17 protein-coding genes are annotated in these 17,061 nt (G+C 48.8%); 11 read left to right on the top strand and 6 right to left on the bottom strand.

Annotation, left to right across the window (positions count from 1 at the left end; all coding sequences use genetic code 11):
* On the bottom strand, nucleotides 1–934 hold a 934-nt coding region (locus ACOBQJ_RS16735; protein WP_421072924.1), incomplete at its 3' end, for an AraC family transcriptional regulator.
* A gap of 155 nt (nucleotides 935–1,089) precedes the next feature.
* Here ACOBQJ_RS16735 and ACOBQJ_RS16730 point away from each other — a divergent pair.
* The 11 genes from ACOBQJ_RS16730 to ACOBQJ_RS16680 all read left to right on the top strand — a co-directional run bounded on the left by ACOBQJ_RS16730 (nucleotide 1,090) and on the right by ACOBQJ_RS16680 (nucleotide 12,555).
* The gene (locus ACOBQJ_RS16730) at nucleotides 1,090–2,007 is read left to right on the top strand and encodes a fumarate hydratase (RefSeq protein ID WP_421072923.1); all 918 of its coding nucleotides are present in this window, start codon (nucleotides 1,090–1,092) and stop codon (nucleotides 2,005–2,007) included.
* The gene (locus tag ACOBQJ_RS16725; RefSeq protein ID WP_421072922.1) at nucleotides 1,958–2,644 is read left to right on the top strand and encodes a fumarate hydratase C-terminal domain-containing protein; all 687 of its coding nucleotides are present in this window, start codon (nucleotides 1,958–1,960) and stop codon (nucleotides 2,642–2,644) included. The genes ACOBQJ_RS16730 and ACOBQJ_RS16725 overlap by 50 nt, the downstream gene beginning before the upstream one ends.
* A gap of 10 nt (nucleotides 2,645–2,654) precedes the next feature.
* A complete protein-coding gene (locus tag ACOBQJ_RS16720) occupies nucleotides 2,655–3,971 on the top strand; it encodes an amidohydrolase (protein WP_421072921.1) in 1,317 nt (438 codons plus the stop codon).
* 2 nt (nucleotides 3,972–3,973) lie between these two features.
* Nucleotides 3,974–5,347 carry an acyclic terpene utilization AtuA family protein gene (locus ACOBQJ_RS16715; protein ID WP_421072920.1) on the top strand — a complete coding sequence of 458 codons (1,374 nt, stop codon included), beginning with the start codon at nucleotides 3,974–3,976 and terminating at the stop codon, nucleotides 5,345–5,347.
* Nucleotides 5,344–5,661 carry a DUF4387 domain-containing protein gene (locus ACOBQJ_RS16710; protein WP_421072919.1) on the top strand — a complete coding sequence of 106 codons (318 nt, stop codon included), beginning with the start codon at nucleotides 5,344–5,346 and terminating at the stop codon, nucleotides 5,659–5,661. Before ACOBQJ_RS16715 ends, ACOBQJ_RS16710 begins: the two co-directional genes overlap by 4 nt.
* Nucleotides 5,662–5,788: 127 nt before the next feature.
* Complete coding sequence (locus ACOBQJ_RS16705; protein WP_421072918.1) at nucleotides 5,789–7,309, top strand: ABC transporter substrate-binding protein; 1,521 nt, start codon at nucleotides 5,789–5,791, stop codon at nucleotides 7,307–7,309.
* A gap of 114 nt (nucleotides 7,310–7,423) precedes the next feature.
* On the top strand, nucleotides 7,424–8,356 hold the full coding sequence (locus ACOBQJ_RS16700) for an ABC transporter permease (protein ID WP_421072917.1): 933 nt from the start codon (nucleotides 7,424–7,426) through the stop codon (nucleotides 8,354–8,356).
* Nucleotides 8,357–8,403: 47 nt separating this feature from the next.
* Nucleotides 8,404–9,237, top strand: coding sequence for an ABC transporter permease (locus tag ACOBQJ_RS16695; protein WP_421072916.1), 834 nt, complete (start codon nucleotides 8,404–8,406; stop codon nucleotides 9,235–9,237).
* A 10-nt stretch (nucleotides 9,238–9,247) separates the two neighbouring features.
* Nucleotides 9,248–10,234 carry an ABC transporter ATP-binding protein gene (locus ACOBQJ_RS16690; RefSeq protein ID WP_421072915.1) on the top strand — a complete coding sequence of 329 codons (987 nt, stop codon included), beginning with the start codon at nucleotides 9,248–9,250 and terminating at the stop codon, nucleotides 10,232–10,234.
* Nucleotides 10,231–11,214 (top strand): ABC transporter ATP-binding protein, encoded by a 984-nt coding sequence (locus tag ACOBQJ_RS16685; protein ID WP_421072914.1) that lies wholly within the window; start codon nucleotides 10,231–10,233, stop codon nucleotides 11,212–11,214. The genes ACOBQJ_RS16690 and ACOBQJ_RS16685 overlap by 4 nt, the downstream gene beginning before the upstream one ends.
* Before the next feature lie 45 nt (nucleotides 11,215–11,259).
* Nucleotides 11,260–12,555: a CapA family protein gene (locus ACOBQJ_RS16680; RefSeq protein ID WP_421072913.1), complete on the top strand. Its 1,296-nt coding sequence runs from the start codon at nucleotides 11,260–11,262 to the stop codon at nucleotides 12,553–12,555.
* A gap of 156 nt (nucleotides 12,556–12,711) precedes the next feature.
* Here the strand turns inward: ACOBQJ_RS16680 and ACOBQJ_RS16675 are convergent, their stop codons facing one another.
* The 5 genes from ACOBQJ_RS16675 to ACOBQJ_RS16655 form a co-directional block, all read right to left on the bottom strand.
* On the bottom strand, nucleotides 12,712–13,050 hold the full coding sequence (locus tag ACOBQJ_RS16675; protein ID WP_421072912.1) for a hypothetical protein: 339 nt from the start codon (nucleotides 13,048–13,050) through the stop codon (nucleotides 12,712–12,714).
* Nucleotide 13,051: 1 nt separating this feature from the next.
* On the bottom strand, nucleotides 13,052–13,915 hold the full coding sequence (locus ACOBQJ_RS16670) for a DUF6772 family protein (RefSeq protein WP_421072911.1): 864 nt from the start codon (nucleotides 13,913–13,915) through the stop codon (nucleotides 13,052–13,054).
* Complete coding sequence (locus tag ACOBQJ_RS16665) at nucleotides 13,905–15,026, bottom strand: hypothetical protein (protein WP_421072910.1); 1,122 nt, start codon at nucleotides 15,024–15,026, stop codon at nucleotides 13,905–13,907. The genes ACOBQJ_RS16670 and ACOBQJ_RS16665 overlap by 11 nt, the downstream gene beginning before the upstream one ends.
* A gap of 32 nt (nucleotides 15,027–15,058) precedes the next feature.
* Nucleotides 15,059–16,336, bottom strand: a complete 1,278-nt coding sequence (locus tag ACOBQJ_RS16660) for an amidohydrolase family protein (RefSeq protein WP_421072909.1) — start codon at nucleotides 16,334–16,336, stop codon at nucleotides 15,059–15,061.
* Nucleotides 16,333–17,061 (bottom strand): carbohydrate ABC transporter permease (locus ACOBQJ_RS16655; RefSeq protein ID WP_421072908.1); only part of this gene is annotated, 729 nt, incomplete at its 5' end. The genes ACOBQJ_RS16660 and ACOBQJ_RS16655, both read right to left, overlap by 4 nt.

Raw genomic sequence — 17,061 nt, 5'->3', positions numbered from 1 at the left:
CAGGTATGGATGGATCATTATTATGCTGATCCATGGCCGAACTTTGCCTCTTGTCAATTCTATTGTTCCGGTATTGGATCGGAGAGATTCCGATAATTTTATGGAAATTGCGGAAAAAAGTCGAATAATCTTCATATCCTACGATTTCCGCTATTTCCTGGAGAGACAAATCCTGCGCGTCGGAAAGTTTTACGGCTTGCTTTATTCTCCGTTCGGATATGTATTGCTTCAGAGGTTTACCTACAATTTTGGGAAAGAGCATACATAGGACGGAGCGGGATACGCCGAATTGTCTGGCAATCTGAGAAAGACCCAGATCCTTCATATAGTTTTGATCGATATAATCTTTGCAAGCCATAATCGCCTTGTAGTATATGTTGATAGTCTGTAATTGCTGTTGCGCGGTCGGCTCGGAGAAATAGGCTCTGGCAAGTACGAGAAGAATAGCGGAGATGAGACTACCTGCAGTAGCCAGATCCCTGGGCAAGCTTAAAGGGAACTCCCTCACCAGACAGTCCAAAAGGCTCTCTATAGTCATTTGCATATGCTCGTCCAGCGTCACCTTAAGACGAATATCGAGGTGGTCTTTTTCCATTGTATCCAGTTGAAGCGCGGTTAAAAATTTATACGCCCGCGAATTTGAGAATCTCGGATAAAAAATTCTATCCTTGAATGATAGAGAGTAGAACTCGGGATCATCGCTGTCCGGCACAAGGCTGTGCGAAAAATTAGGGGGAATAATAAAAGAGTCTCCCTTGATCAGGTTTACTTCTTCCTTTTCACCCCTATGTTTTATCGCTCCTTTTGAAAGGTAACATACCTGGAAAAAATCGTGGTAATGCGGAACCTCAGCTACCTTGCTATGGTTTAATTTATATATGTGGTAATAATTTGAGACGTTTGGGAAATAGTCGAGGGTGATCCTGGTATTCACGTCACGCTCCGCAAAAAACAATCAATATTTGCATATTACCATGATTTTTTAATGCGATACAGGAATTTGGACGAAATGCAAGAATATATAGAAGAATTACAATGGTCCGCAATAACCCATGGCCCTACAATTCGATCGAATAGGGAGGAATCATCGTGATACCCATCGGTCTTTATGAGTCGGCAATATTCGATACGATAAAAAACGGAGCGACGGTTATATCCGATGACGTTCGAGCGGCTTTTCATAGGGGTATTGAAAAAGATGCATCGGCGACATCTCGGTTAGGACTTGAAAAGACCCTCAAGAGCATTGAACTTTCGGTAAGAAAAAATAATCCCGCCTGCCCCGATACGGGTTGGCCCCTTTTTTACTATAAAATAGGCAATGACTGCCTGATTGAAGGAGGAATTATCGAACTGGAGGCCGCCACTCGGAGAGCGGTAGCCAAGGCAACCGGCCAAGGCTATTTACGAGCGACGATGAAACATCCCCTGACCGGTTATGATCCAGGTAATAATATTGGCGAGAATATCCCTTATTTTACATATAAATTTGTCAGCGGCAGCAACTTAGAACTGACGTACGTAGCCAAGGGAGGTGGAAGCGAATGCTTTGGCGGCACTCGCTATAGAATGATAGCTTTCGCTGACGGTACCGCGGGGATTAAAAAATTCATCCTCGACAGTTACATAGACGCAACCAGATCCGGCGGCATATGCCCCCCCTCGATACTAGGAATTGGCATAGGCGGGACCATGAATATAGCCGCGAGTCTCGCCAAGGAAGCATCCTGTCTGCGAATCATTGGCTCGAAACATCCGGAACCGATGATCGCGGCCTTGGAAGAATCCATTTTCAAAGCCATCAACTCGCTGGGGATAGGTACAATGGGGTTTGGCGGCGACACATCCGTGTTTGGCGTCAACGTCGAATACGCGTTCACTCATATCGCGGGCATCGCCGTAGCCATGAGCTGCAACTGCATGGTCGCCCGACGGGCGACCAGCAGGATACTAGCCAATGGCACTGTCCAGGTATTACAAAGCCCAAATTGGTTCGGAGCAAGATAAAAAGGACGGCATGATGAAAACCTACGAACTGCGTGCCCCGTTAAGCGAAGAAGATGTTATCCAGCTTAAGATCGGCGACCTCGTTTATGTCAGCGGCCCCGCATTCTCTTGCAGGTCAAGGCTCCATAGATATGTTTTCGATGAAAACCATGGACTCCCCTTCCCTCCCGGCGAGCGGAATGTGCTTCTGCACGCCGGGCCAATAATGAAGAAAAACGACTCCGGCTGGGACGTCATTTCTTATATGCCGACATCGAGCATTCGTTTTGAAAAATGGGGTTCCGCATCGGTGGATCAATGGCGATTGAGAATGATCGTTGGTAAAACGACCATGGGCGAAAAAACAAGACTGATGATGCAAAAAAAGAAATGCGTGCACGTATCGCCGCAATGCGTAAGCCCGAATTTATGGATAGATTCGATTTCCGTGGAAGATGTGAAACTCTTCGAAGAACTTGGCTCCATCGAAGCCACATGGTGCCTGAACCTCGAAAAGCTTGGCCCGTTCGTGGTCGATATAGATTGTGAAGGCAACAAACTTTTCGAAAAAGTGAATCGAGAGGTAGATAAAAAACGCGTAGAGGCAATGAAGATGCTGGATATTCCGGAAGATTTCGAATATACGAAACTGTATTGAGGAGGAACCAATGGATAAGACTGCCCTTAAGAAAATCGCGGCCGATGCTATCGAAGCAAGTAAGGATAGACTTATTACCATCGGCAGGGACCTTTACGCAATGCCGGAACCAGGATTCAGGGAATTTAAAACATCCGCATACGTTGAGCGTGTTCTTACTTCTCTTGGGCTAAAAGTGGAAAACAGCATAGCTATAACGGGGCTGAGGGCGGTCGCTAAAGGAAAGTCGCACAACTCAAACATCGGTATCATGGGAGAGCTTGATTCCCTGCTCATGCCCGGCCACCCCCGCGCGGATCAGGACACCGGCGCCGCCCATGCGTGTGGACATCATGCCCAACTGACCATGATGCTCGGTACGGCCTTCGGATTGGTCGGTAGTGATTTAATAAAAGAACTGGATGGCGATATCACGCTGTTGGCCGTTCCCGCCGAGGAAGTAATAGAACTATCCTATAGAAGAGAACTGGCCAAAGCGGGAAAGATACGATTTTTCGGCGGAAAGCAGGAATTTATCCGGCTTGGCGTGTTCGATGATATCGACGCTGTTCTTTGCAGTCATATTACCAATTCCAAAGAGCCGTACTTCGACCACAGCAAGAGCTATAACGGCGTACTTCACAAATCGGCAAGATTCATAGGAAAAAGCTCACATGCCGCACTTTCCCCGCAACTAGGAGTCAATGCCCTTCACGCGGCGGTGAGCGCCATCAACAACATAAACGCCTTGAGAGAAAAACTTGACGAAAAATACCACATGAGAGTCCATTATATAATAACGAAGGGAGGCGATAGCCCGAATATCATTCCCGACGATGTACGTATGGAACTTGGCGTTCGGGCTTCCACCGCGGAGATGATGGTCGAAGCGAATAAATCGGTCAACCGCGCGCTAATCGCCGGCGCGGAAGCTCTCGGCGCGAAAGTAGAGATTAATGACCAAGGCGCTTACCTGCCGTTGCATCAGCATAGAGAATTAGGGCTGCTCTACGCCGAAAACGCTAAAGCCCTTGTGGGCCCGCATTTTGTCCATGATCTTGTCGAGGAAAGCCGAGGATCTTCCACCGACGCGGGGGATCTGGCTTCTGTCGTTCCTGCGATCCACCCGAATTTCGGTGGCTCCTGCGGCCCGGCTCATACCAATGATTTCGATATCTGCGATGAATATCTCGCCTATGTCCAACCTTCAAAGGTGGCCGCGATGACAGTGATCGATCTGCTATACGACGGCGCCGCGGCGTGTAGGAAAATCCGAAATGATTTTGTTCCCCTTTTTAATAGTAAGGAAGAGTATTGCGACTTTTTTACGAAATTCGAGGAGCGATGAATATGCGAGAATACCGGATCCTTTCTCCCACAGGAATAGTCGGCTATGGGTTCCCCGAAGAGTCGTTCAAGCTCGGTATTGCCCAAAAACCGGATTTAATCGCCTGCGACGCAGGCTCCAGCGATCCCGGTCCATATTACTTAGGCAGCGGGAAACCGTTCACCACCGCGACCGCGGTAAAGCGGGATTTGACCTTGATGCTGAAGGCCGCATGCGAACTTGAAATACCTCTCGTCATAGGAAGCGCCGGAGGTTCGGGAGGGGATAATCATCTCAAGCGTGAGTTCAATATAGTATGCGACATCGCGAAGGAATACAAATTATCTTTCAAATTTTCGACGATTTCAGCGGAGTTTGATAAAGCTTTCATAACGAGAGAGTTCAATGGAGGCAGAGTCACGGCTCTCGGTGCCGCCCCTCCCCTTACGATCAAGGACATCGAAGGTAGCTCCTGCATTGTCGCCCAAATGGGAATAGAACCGATTATCAAAGCCTTGGACGAAGGCGCTCAGGTTATCCTAGCAGGGAGATGTTACGATCCGGCACCTTTCGCGGCGCCTGCCGTGCGTCTGGGATATGACAAGGCCCTTGCCATTCATCTCGGCAAGTTGCTGGAATGCGCGGCCATCGCCGCCGTCCCCGGCAGCGGGTCGGATTGCATGATGGGGTATTTGTATGATGATTCATTCTCGGTGGAACCCCTCAACGAGAAGCGAAAATGCACGACGACATCGGTCGCCGCCCACACCCTTTACGAGAAATCAAATCCCTACCTCCTCCCCGGTCCTGGCGGAGTTCTTGATCTGTCCGCATGCGATTTTATTCAAGAAACCGACCGCAGAGTTCGGGTAAAGGGCAGCGTATATGATTCCAGCGGAAAGAAAACGGTAAAGCTGGAAGGGGCGAAAAGAATCGGCTACAGGACAATTTGCGTCTGCGGCAACAGAGACCCGATCTTCATTTCTCAAATTGATTCCATTCTCAAGGAGCTACGTGTCCGAGTGTCTCAGAACCTTAGTGGATGTGATTTCAAATACGCACTCGATTTCATTCTTTACGGACTGAATGGCGTGATGGGTGATCTGGAGCCCTTAGATCGAATCACATCCCATGAATTGGGGATCGTTATCGATGTAGTCGCGGATTCCCAGGAAAATGCAAACACGGTTTGCTCGGTAACACGATCAACGCTGCTTCATCATGGATACGAAGGTCGAATAGCGACCGCTGGCAATTTGGCTTTTCCCTATTCGCCGTCTGATATTCAGGTCGGCGCGGTATACAAGTTCTCGCTTTATCATTTGTTGGAGACTAATGAGCCTGAGCGGATATTCCCTAGAACGCATTATGAATTCAAAGAGGGCGGCCTACTATGAGAACAAAACTCAGAGATATTGCTTCGGTGATACGGTCCAAAAATTCAGGCCCCTATGAACTCACTTTGGATATACTGTTTAAAAGAACTGAAGATTTCGAAAGATTCTCTTCCATGAATATTATCGACAAAACCTTGATCGCCCGTCTTTATAAAATCGACAAGAACCAAGTCTTAAGCATCATAAAGTTCCCCCAGGCCAAGGCGATTAAAGCTACGATAGTCCGCCCCTGCGGTTCCGGAGATCTGGGCGAACGGGACGTATACGGTGCTCAACAACATGCCCCGCTTATGAATTTGGAATGGGAAGATTGATGAAACGACGAAAAGTATTCGTACGAATTGCAATGTTATTTAGAAGAAATGCAATGGCCAATACGTATATCCTGCCTTACAGTTATTTTGGATATTTGTAGAAATCTAGCGAAAATAGGAGGTTTTTATGAAAAGGAGAATACTATTCGCCATTATCGCAGCAGTATTGATAGTGGCGGTACCAACAACCGCCTTTTCTCAATCCAAAAAATCCACATCAAGGACCGATGTAAACCTATCTCTCGTCGGAGTCGTATCAACCCTCGATCCGTTCAAGACGTCTCTCACAGTGGACTTGATGCTGTTCAAGCAAATTTACGAAAGTCTTTATTACATCGATGACTATGCAAAACCTCACGGCCGTATCGCCTCAAGTCATACCACAAGCCCTGATGGGTTGGTATATACGTTCAACCTGCGAAAAGACGCCTTCTTCCATAATGGAGATCCGGTAAAGGCATCGGACGTTGTTTTCTCTTTCAAGACAGCCATTGCATCGCCGGTACTCGCGCCATACGTCAATGTGATAAAAGAAGTCAAAAAAATCGATGATTCCACGGTGCAAATAACCTTGAAGCAGCCCTATACCCCATTCCTCAATAATTCTTCCCAAGTATTCATAGTAAGCGAAAAAGCATATACGGCGGCGGGAAATAAATTCGGAGCCACAATCACCGGAGCCGGAACCGGTCCCTTCAAAGTGGTGAAATATGACGGCAATACGAGGATAGAACTCGAGGCGTTCCCCAAATACTATTTGGGCGAAGCGGCCATCAAGAAAGTCACCTTCATCCCCATGTCGGATCAGTCGACCGGCTTGATCGCCTTCGAGAACGGGGAATTGGACTTCTTCGGAGTGCCGTCTTCCAACTGGAAAGAAATCACCGAAAGCGGGAAATACGAATACACCCTCGCTCCATCCTCCCATATAAGTTACATCCTGCTTAACCCATCCAGCGGAGTGCTCAAGAACCAGGACCTTCGCTATGCCATCAATTACGCCGTCGACAGGGAATTGATCAACATCGTCGCATATGAAGGATACGCGGACGAAGCATATCATATGATGCATCCAGAATATATAACCGGCGCTTCGGATAATACATTCAAATTCAGCTATAATCCCGCGAAAGTGAAAGAATACCTCAAGAAAGCCGGATATCCCAATGGCGTGGACATTGGTGTTCTGCAGCATACGACCGCCACCTACTATCCTAAAATCGCCCAGGTGTTTCAAGCTCAGTTGGCCGATTTTGGAATCAAATGCAGCCTTCAGGGCGGCGAAACTTCGGCGCTCGTAGGAGGATGGAGAGCTGGACAGTTCAATATGCTATGTTCTGGATTCAATGCCGTTCTCGATTACGATTATTATACCCGCTATACGAGCCCCGATGTCCCATCTTCATTCCTAAAATTTCAAAACACGGATTACGATGCAAAATGGATCCTGCAGCAATACAACAAGGGCGCGGCCGAGTTGGATAAGGCGAAGCGGGAAAAAATCTATTTCGAGCTTGAGGAATATATCGCGAGAACAGCTTGCTACATCCCTGTATTCTATAAAACCAATCCTTACGCATGGAATAAAAACCTCAATGTCAAGTTGGATCTCAACTATTACTACATATATGATTGGAGTTGGAAATAGTATCGGGTAAAGGAATACTTCCCTGCATTAGCTTTTGACTTGATCACCCTCCGCGCCCTGATCGGCACGGAGGGCGCTCTTTAAAAAAGTGAATTACCGTAAGGAGAGCTGATCGTGTATAAATACTTTTTTAAAAGATTGTTGATGATCATTCCTATATTGCTCGGCGTCGCATTGGTGATTTTTTTCATACTACAGCTGACCCCGGGTGATCCAGGCACCATGATACTGGGAGCTGGAGGGGATCAAACAGCGATTGATCGGCTCAATGAGGAGTTAGGGTACAATCGACCCGTTCTAGAAAGATTCTTTTCCTATCTTTACAACGTTGTCTTCAAACTGGATTTCGGTTCTTCATACAGGACCAGGCTGCCGGTGATCGACAATATCAGAGGCAGGATCCCCGTATCGATAACGCTGGCTTTCAGCACCATCTTGTTCGCCTCCGTCATTGGAATACCGATCGGAGTCTTATCCGCGGTAAAACAATACTCACTGCTGGATACGGTGCCGACGGTGATATCGCTTTTCATGGCAGCGCTGCCCGGATTCTGGCTAGGCATGATGATGATGTATTTTTTCTCGCTAAAACTCGGATGGCTTCCGTCAAACGGGGTGGGCAGTTGGCAGCATTTTATATTGCCGGTCGTTTCACTCGGCCTCCCCTATGCTGCGCAGGAATTGCGGTTCACCCGGTCGAGCATGCTAGAAACAATTCGACAAGATTATGTTCGTACCGCCAGGGCGAAGGGCGCGAATGAAAGATTGGTAATTTGGAAGCACGCATTAAAGAACGCGCTCCTTCCGGTTATCACGGTAACCGGCGGCAATTTTGGCGTTTTGCTCGGAGGGGCGGTTGTTACGGAATCACTTTTCAACATACCCGGCCTTGGTTCGTTGATAATAACAAGCATCAAAATCAAAGATGTTCCAACGGTAATGGGCGCTACTTTAATCTTGGCCTTTATATTCAGCTTGATTCTGCTTGGCGTGGATCTTCTCTACGCGGCAGTTGATCCACGTATTAAGGCAAAATACTCCAAATAGAGGTTTAGCGCATGAATGATACAATTCAGTTTAAACGACAAGGCAAATTGAAAGAAATCTGGAGACGATTAAAAAAGAGCAAGACCGCGATGTTCGGCCTGGTCGTGCTTTCAATTTTCATATTTTCCGCGGTTTTCGCCGAATTCATTACCCCTTATAATACCGCCATCAAGCAGAATATTCGGCAGAGAATGCAGGGGCCCTCGACCGATCATTGGTTTGGCACGGACGGATTCGGCAGAGATGTGTTCGCCAGGGTTTTGCATGGGAGCAGGAGATCGCTCTCGATAGGCTTTCTTGCCACGCTTGCGTCATTAAGCGTAGGTCTGTTGTTCGGTGCCGCTGTAGGATATTACGGTGGTAAATTCGACGCCATAGTTATGCGTTTTATGGATATTCTTTCCGCAATACCTGCGACCCTCATGGCGTTGGCGATTGTCGCGGCGCTCGGGTCAAATATGACAAACCTGATAATAGCCATCGCGATCGCGAGAATCCCCGCCTTCGTGAGAATCATCAGGGCCGCGATTCTAGGCGTAGTCGACCTCGAATACATAGAAGCCGCAAAGGCCGGCGGAGCGGGAGACCTTCGCATAATCATAAAGCATATTCTTCCCAATATCATCGGCACTTTGATCGTACAAACCACCATGACGACAGCTCAGTTGATAATGAGGTCGGCCAGCCTCAGCTTCTTGGGTCTTGGCATACAGGCGCCAGAACCGGAATGGGGCAGTTTGCTTTCGGAAGCTCGGGAATTCCTGCGCCCTGCGCCATATTTAATGGTTTTCCCTGGACTCGCGATTGTGCTCTCAACGCTGTCTCTAAACTTGCTTGGCGATGGATTGCGGGACGCCCTCGACCCTCGTCTTAAGTCTTAAGGAAATATCAATGCGAACTGATGAAAAAATATTAAGAATCAGAGACTTATGTGTAGATTACCGAACAGACCTGGAAACTGTTCACGCGGTAAACGGCATCAGCTTCGATTTAGAAAAAGGCGAAACACTGGGAATTGTGGGCGAAACCGGCGCGGGGAAAACGACTACAGCACTTTCTATTCTACGCTTATTACCCGAAAGAACTGGCAAGGTAATCAATGGTTCTATCGAGTTTATGGGGGAGAACCTATTAGAAGCCCCGGAAGAAAAGATGAGGGACATTCGCGGCGAAAAAATCGCAATGATATTCCAGGACCCGATGACAAGCCTCAACCCTGTTCTCTCCGTAGGCGAGCAAATCGCCGAGGTACTGGTTCTCCATGCCTTTAAAGACAAAAAAAAAGATGAAATCGATGCCCGCACAGATGAGGTATTGCGGCTAGTAGGAATACAGCCGGAAAGAAAAAAAGACTATCCGCATCAATTTTCAGGCGGGATGAAACAACGAGTGGTCATAGCGATGGCTCTTGCCTGCGAGCCGGATATCCTTATCGCCGATGAACCAACGACGGCCCTGGATGTTACAATACAAGCCCAAGTATTGGCTATGATTCGCGAACTGAAGGAAAGGCTGGGTACCTCAATGATCATGATAACCCATGATCTCGGCATAGTAGCCCAAACTTGCGATAAAGTCGGGGTCATGTACGCCGGAGAATTAATTGAAACCGGCGTATTGGAGGATATTTTCACCGGCTCTTCCCATCACCCCTATACGACAGGATTGTTCGGATCCATACCCAATTTAAAGACAAAAACCGACCGATTAAGTCCTATCGGCGGTTTGATGCCTGATCCAACAAACTTGCCTAAAGGGTGCAAGTTTTCTCCAAGATGCCCAAGGTGCATGGATGTTTGCCTGTCAACACAGCCAAAAGATGCCATACAAGGAACCCATACAATCAAGTGTCATTTATTCAAGGATTTGAAAGCATGAACGAGAATACCGTACCCCTTATTGAAACAAGAAATTTGAAGAAATACTTCAAAGTCAAAAAGGGACTGCTTCACGCTGTTGACGATATCACCATCAAAATCCACAGAGGCAAAACAATCGGAGTCGTCGGAGAATCCGGTTGCGGGAAAAGCACGCTAGGAAGAGCAATCTTAAGACTCATCGAACCTACATCCGGCGATGTTTTATTCGACGGTAAATCGATAATATCCTACAACAAATCAAAAATGCGCGAAATGCGAAGGAATATGCAAATAATTTTTCAAGACCCCTATTCGAGCATTGACCCGAGAAAAACGGTAGCGGAAATAATCGCCGATTTTATGTTCATCCATAAAACGTATAAAACGAAAAAGGAAATTTGGAATAAAACAGCGGAACTTATGGATACGGTAGGACTGGCGCAGCGACTGGCCAACGCTTATCCGCACGAACTGGACGGAGGAAGAAGACAAAGAATAGGAGTCGCCAGGGCTTTATCCCTCAATCCGCAGTTTATTGTGTGCGATGAACCTGTTTCAGCGCTGGATGTTTCCATCCAAGCTCAAATATTGAATCTGCTAATGGATCTCCAAGAACAGTATAAGCTAACCTACATGTTCGTGACGCACAACCTTTCTGTCGTAAAGCATATCAGCGATGAAATTATCGTGATGTACCTTGGCCAGTGCATCGAGCAAGCTCCTGTTGATGAATTGTTTTCTAACCCCCAGCACCCGTACACAAAAGCTCTTTTGGCTGCGATTCCAGAACCAGACATATCGTCCAGAAACAAAAGAGTGGAGATAATCAAGGGAGAATTAACTAGTCCAGTAAACCCAAGTCCCGGATGTCGTTTTGCTAAACGGTGCAATTATGTTTTCGAGCAATGCACCAGGGAAGACCCGCCACTTATCAACCTTGGAGAAGAACACTATTGCGCCTGTTTTCTTCATAAAAACGAAAGTTCACGGCTTGGTTGAATAACACGTATTCGATATGGACGACAATTAACAGGAGGATCGGGGATGAAAGTTAGTATTTGTGCCACAGGCGATTCCATAATGATGAATCCTCCGCCGAGGGAATACAATGGAGGAAAAGAACTTAAGAAGATTATCGATAAAGCCGATATCCGGATAAATAACCTTGAAATGGTGCTTTCCAATTATGATTGTTTTGCTTCGACCTTTTGCGGTGGCACTTGGCTTACTTCCCCGCCCGAGACGCTAGAAGAATTATTGGCATTCGGCTTTAACTATTTCAGCATAGCCAATAATCACACTATGGATTACTCTTACAACGGCCTCGAATCAACGCTCGCCACGTTGGAAAAGCACGGGATCGCTTTTTCAGGGGCAGGCAAGGACCTCGCGGAGGCATCCAGGCCCGCTTTTTTAGAAGCCGGAAAGTCTAAAGTCGGGCTGATCTCCATATGCGCGACAAACGACGACGCCGCCAGAGCGGGATATGCTCGACCTCCCATACCCGGCAGGCCCGGCCTCAATCCGCTCCGCCACTCGGAAGTGTACAACATCAATTCGTCGCACATGAACGCGCTGAAGGAAATCGCGAAGAATACTTGCATTAATGGAAGAATCGACAACTCCAAGAAAGGCGGTTATACAATTCAAAAACCGGGATTATTCTCATTGGGCGCAATAGATTTCAAAGAAAGCGATGTGGAAGGAAAAACATCGTCGTGCAATAAAAACGACATGGCCCGCACAAAAAATGTGATCGAAAACGCGCTTAAAGAAGCAAGCTATCTGGTCGTTCTTGTCCATTCCCATGAAATAAAAGGCCTGACGGATGATGAGCCTGATTATTTCTTGGAAGAATTTGCCAGGTCCTGTATCGATTGGGGAGCGTCGGCGGTAATCGGGAGCGGCACGCATCAGCTTAAAGCGATCGAAATATACAAGGGCAAACCGATTTTTTATTCAATCGCAAATTTTATTTTTCAAAGCGACGCTTCTCATTATATGCCGCAGGATTACTATGAGAAATATGATATTCCCACAGAGTATACCGCAGAACAGGCTATCGCTATACGATCGGCAAACGGCACAAGAGGGCTGAACTGTGATTTCATGAACTTCCGAGCGATAATGCCCTTCATGGAATTCGAGGACGGAAAACTATGCCGTCTTGTTCTCTATCCGTTGGAAATGGGATTCGCAGCCGGACCTGGCTTGCGAGGCTATCCGAACCTGGCTGACGAAAAAACGGCAAAGGAAATCGCTGATCGTCTTGTGGAATTGAGCACGCCTTACGGCACAAAACTATCAACGCGAAAAAACAGAATCGTGGTAACTATATAGCTAATTGTTATTAAGTTAGCTGCCAAAAGCGATGCCCGTGGGCTAGTCGCGGACTCACGCAAAGCGGGATGCTGTTTTTCGACATTCTATATCGCGATTAACCGCCGCTTACTTTCCCAGGCAAAACTTGGGAGATCCTGTTACCCCGACTTCAGGCTAACTTTTCAAAGAAAGAGTAACCAGGACCTTCAGTTCGGCGCCGGCGGTATCACCGGCGATGCGAAGCCAGTTGCCAAAATGGGATATCTTGCAGAAGCTGGTCTGGTCTTTGAACCGCGGAAGGGCAAAGCTTGAACCTTCGTCGATCCAGTGGATACCATCGGGGGAGATTTGAATTTTGGCGATTCCTGGCACCTCACAGGACATGGCATCGCCCAAAGCGCGGACGAAAAAGATAGCCTCCTTAGCCCAGCCGCACTCATAGGGTTCGGTGGCGAAAGCGCCCTTCCATCCGATATTCCTCTCTACTATCGCGTTATAGCTTGTATTAATCATATTAAAAATCCCCCGAAAGCAGGATTGAATCCAGGTAGAAGAAGACCCGCCTATCTTCGTCGGCTTCGGCGAAAAAGGCGAGATTGAGCATGCACCAGAGGTTTTTCATCGCCGGAATGTGCATGCTGTCCAGGCCGGAGACGTCGAATTCCCTGTCATTGCATTGCAAGGCCAGATATTTCATTTCTTTCAGGTCGAAATCCACCCGCAGGTAGTGCCAGTTGTGCTTGGTCGGGATTTCGTTGTAACAAAGTTTTTGCTCTCCGTCAGGAATATCCAACCAACCCGCAGGATCAAGATGATAATGCGAGACTGTCTCGCTCCGTTCGCCTATGTCATGGAAGGGCACGGTGTCTTTTTTGTACTGCCACTTCCACTGCCTCTGGCCGTCCAAGGAGTTTAAATAGCGGATATGGGGCATTATGCGTTCCCTAGAGTCCTGGAGGTCGAAAAAAAATCCCACCGAGCGAACCGCGGTATCGGAAAGGCTCAATACATTAGCCTCGGGCTTGAAGGTGAAGTACGTTTCCATCCGTAACGGTCCGGCATGACGGAAGGTTGTGCGTTTTATGCTCACTGCCTGGTGCCCTTTCTTTGCCCTGGTGGCGATCTTAAGGGCGTAAGTGCCGTCCAAGGAGCCTACGGTGCCCGAATCCCACATCGAGACAGAAGAAAGCTGAGGTGGCCGCAGATCCCTGTAGCCAGGCAGGAGGCTGTCCAGATTATCCTCATAGTTGCCGATGAGTTCGGTCCAACCGTTGATGCCTTCGTCGAAATCGTCGAAATAGATGATCCGTTTCAGGGGATCGTACTTGCTCAGCTTAGGGTGAGCCAGGAACCGCTCATTCATTTCGTTATGCGCCATTGTCTTTCCACCTCCAAGATTCCTCGCGGATACGAGCCGCGACTATGCTGTATTCTTCATCGCTCTGAAAACCGAAGGGATTCACGTAAAAAGCCCTTTCGGACTCGTCCAATGGACCTACCAAGATAGGGGGCTCGCCTCCCTCCATAAGCGCCTTCATAAACCGCTTTCGCGCACCAGGCCGGGTTGAGCGCAGGCTGAACACGGCCCTGGGGTAAGGCTGCCCATGCCGTCCCGTGGGAAGAATATAGGGAGCCTCAAAGATATCCGGAATCGGGTCGGCGGCAGAGAACAGCTTGGAAATCAGGCTTTCCAGACCTGAGTACATGGTCTTATAAAAAGCCTCATAATCCTCTTCCATCATAAGCTCAACGGCTTTTAGCAGCCCGACGATAGCCTCTTTTGAGGTTTTCATAGGTCTGCCAAAGGCTTGATGGGGAGCGGATATAGCAGCAATCCGATCAATCCATTCTGGTTCGCCGACGATGATTCCCGTGTTCTGCGGACCACGGATACCCTTGCCGCCTGAGAAGAGGGCCAAGCTAGCGCCTTTTTGGGTATAATTCCAGAGGTTTTCCTTGGGCGGCACCTGGGCGGCTCCATCCACGATCAAGGGTATGTTGTGGCTTTTGCATATCTCGGCGCATTCTTCGACGCTAAGGGCGTAACGCTCGAAGATCCCTCCGGCGAAATAGGCTAAACCTGCGGTTCTAGCGCTGATGGCCGCTTCAAGCATTCGCTTTTCTGCTTTGTGGGTCGGGTAGCCAATTTCAATCAGTCGAGCGCCACAGAGTGTAAGTGCCTGATCGTAGGGATTTCTCTGCCCTCGAAAAACGATGATTTCATCGCGACCTGAGTGACAGGCGGCCGCGGCGGCCAGAGCAAGCGAAGCCGCGGTGCCACAACTGGCCAAGGCAGCCTGGTTATGAGTCAACTCCGCCAAACGGCGCCCGACGGCGGCGTTCAGGCTAGGGATATGGTAGAAGCCCCTCGCCGCCGCGGCCATGGCCTCAGCGACCCCAGGTCTCATAACCGAACCCCCATACATGCTCACCACCTCGAAGGCATTGATCACCTTAGGGATTCCTAGTTCGCTGTAAACATCTTTCACGATAGTCCCTCTTACTTCAGCGGCTAAAATTCTTATCTATGCGTAACAAGACCGGGTTTCCATCGGGCTTCCCTCCGCCCGTCGTCGAAACTTTCCAACCGCCGGCCGCAGCGGAACACAGCCCCTACTTCCAGCGACGGTCCCCTGCTGAGTCTTCCTGAACCGTCCACATGTTCTGCCTCTTCCTTGGACCAGGACAATAGGCAAATATCGGCCGGGCTTCCAGTTTGGAGACGCCCGGCCTTCCCCGGAAAGGCCCTGATTCTGCCCAGGTTGTTATCAACACCGAGACCGAGATAATCAGCTGGCCGCGCAGTAGCACCCAGAATGGCTTCTTCCAGCGGAAGCCCTGCCCTGCAGAGTGAAGAAATCGCGGCCGGCAGGCCCGAGATTGTCGAAGCCAGGCTGTAGGCATGCAGATCAGAAGAGACAAAGTCCGGGAAAAACCCCTGCTCAATTGCCTTTCTGGCTGTCACCGAATCGAAGCTCCGGGCTCCGTAGCCCAGATCGAAACGAACTCCCCGTTTTTTTGCCTTTATCGCTTCAGGGATTAATTTCCCACTTTCTTCGATGATGCCCGATGTCGGGGAAGAAGAAAAACAATGGGTGTATACGTCACCACATCTCAAGCGAGAAAGCACCTCAGCGGTGCGCGGCGGAGCGGAAGTAGCATGGACCACCAAGGGTAACCCGAGCTTTTCTGCGAGAGCGAGCGCCATATCCAAATAGGCAAGGCCTTCGGTGAGCGAGCTTTCCATGCCGATTCTGATTTTCAAGCCTTTTATCACATCCGGGAAAGCCTTGCAGATCCTGGCGGCTTCGGATACGTCCGCGAGCCGCGAATCGAAAAGTTCGCCGAACCGGAGCTTAGTATCTCCGACAGGTACGAGGCCTATATAGGAGAGATGCAGAAAACAGAAAATAGAGAGCTCCGATCGCTTCAGAACATGGTAGTAAAGACCTTCGAAGTTGCCCGCCCCGGCGCTCCCCATATCCACCCATGTCGTGACGCCGGTAAGTGGGGCCAACTTGTCGGGATTGATTCCCAGAGGGGTGCCTCCCCAATAGACGTGGGTATGAAAATCGACCAATCCAGGAAGCAGCATCTGTCCCGTGGCGGAATACTCCGTATCCGCGACATATAGCGCTTCAAGGCCTCGTGTCGCGTTAGCATTGCGCGATTTTGCCTCAATTATCGCCTCTATTCTGCCGTCTTTTACGGCGACATCGGCCTCGATCCAATATGGAGGCTTGTCCAGGAAGACTCGACCTCCGCGTATGACGAAATCGCAGCGCGTATTCGAACTCATCCTTTCACCGATCCTACCGTCGCCCCTTCTATAAGCACATTCTGGGCGAAGTAAATATAGACAAGAATGGGGATCAACTGTATCGTCGCCGCGGCGAAAAGACTTCCCCATTGCACTCCCGTAACCGAGCCTAGCATTTCGCCGATTATCAACGGCGCTGTCTTAGCCTTCGTCGTCGTAAAAAGCATCGCGAAGAGGTATTCCTTCCAAGCGTAAATTATCACGAAGGTGGCCGTAGCCATTATGCCGTGCAACGCCAAGGGGAAAATGATCTTTCCCAGAATCTGGGGCATGGTGGCACCGTCCATATATGCCGCCTCTTCGAGTTCTTTCGGAATCTGATCCATGAAAGACTTCATCAGCCATGTTCCCAGACTCACATAAAAAGCCGAGTAGAAAAGTACCAACGTTATATGTTTATCAAATAAGTTTAATGCCCTGATTATGGGGTAGAGAGGAATTGTGATGATAATGGGCGGAAACATTCGGATCACCAGCAAAAAAAAGGCCGACATGGTGAGCCTGCGGGAATGGAACCTCGAATAAGCATAGCCGGCGAAAAAGGAAACCACGACAGTGAGCAAGGCCGAGCCGATCGTCACCAATGTGCTGTTCCATAAGGATGAAAAAAATTCAGGCCAAGTCTCGGCGAGATAGCTGTAGTTCTCGAATGTAGGCTTAAAGAAGATTTTCGGCGGAAATTCGAAGATAAAACGCGCATCCTT

Source organism: Pelotomaculum propionicicum (assembly GCF_048984525.1).
Lineage (GTDB): Bacteria > Bacillota > Desulfotomaculia > Desulfotomaculales > Pelotomaculaceae > Syntrophopropionicum > Syntrophopropionicum propionicicum_A.
This window is presented reverse-complemented; position numbering and strand designations above follow the sequence as displayed.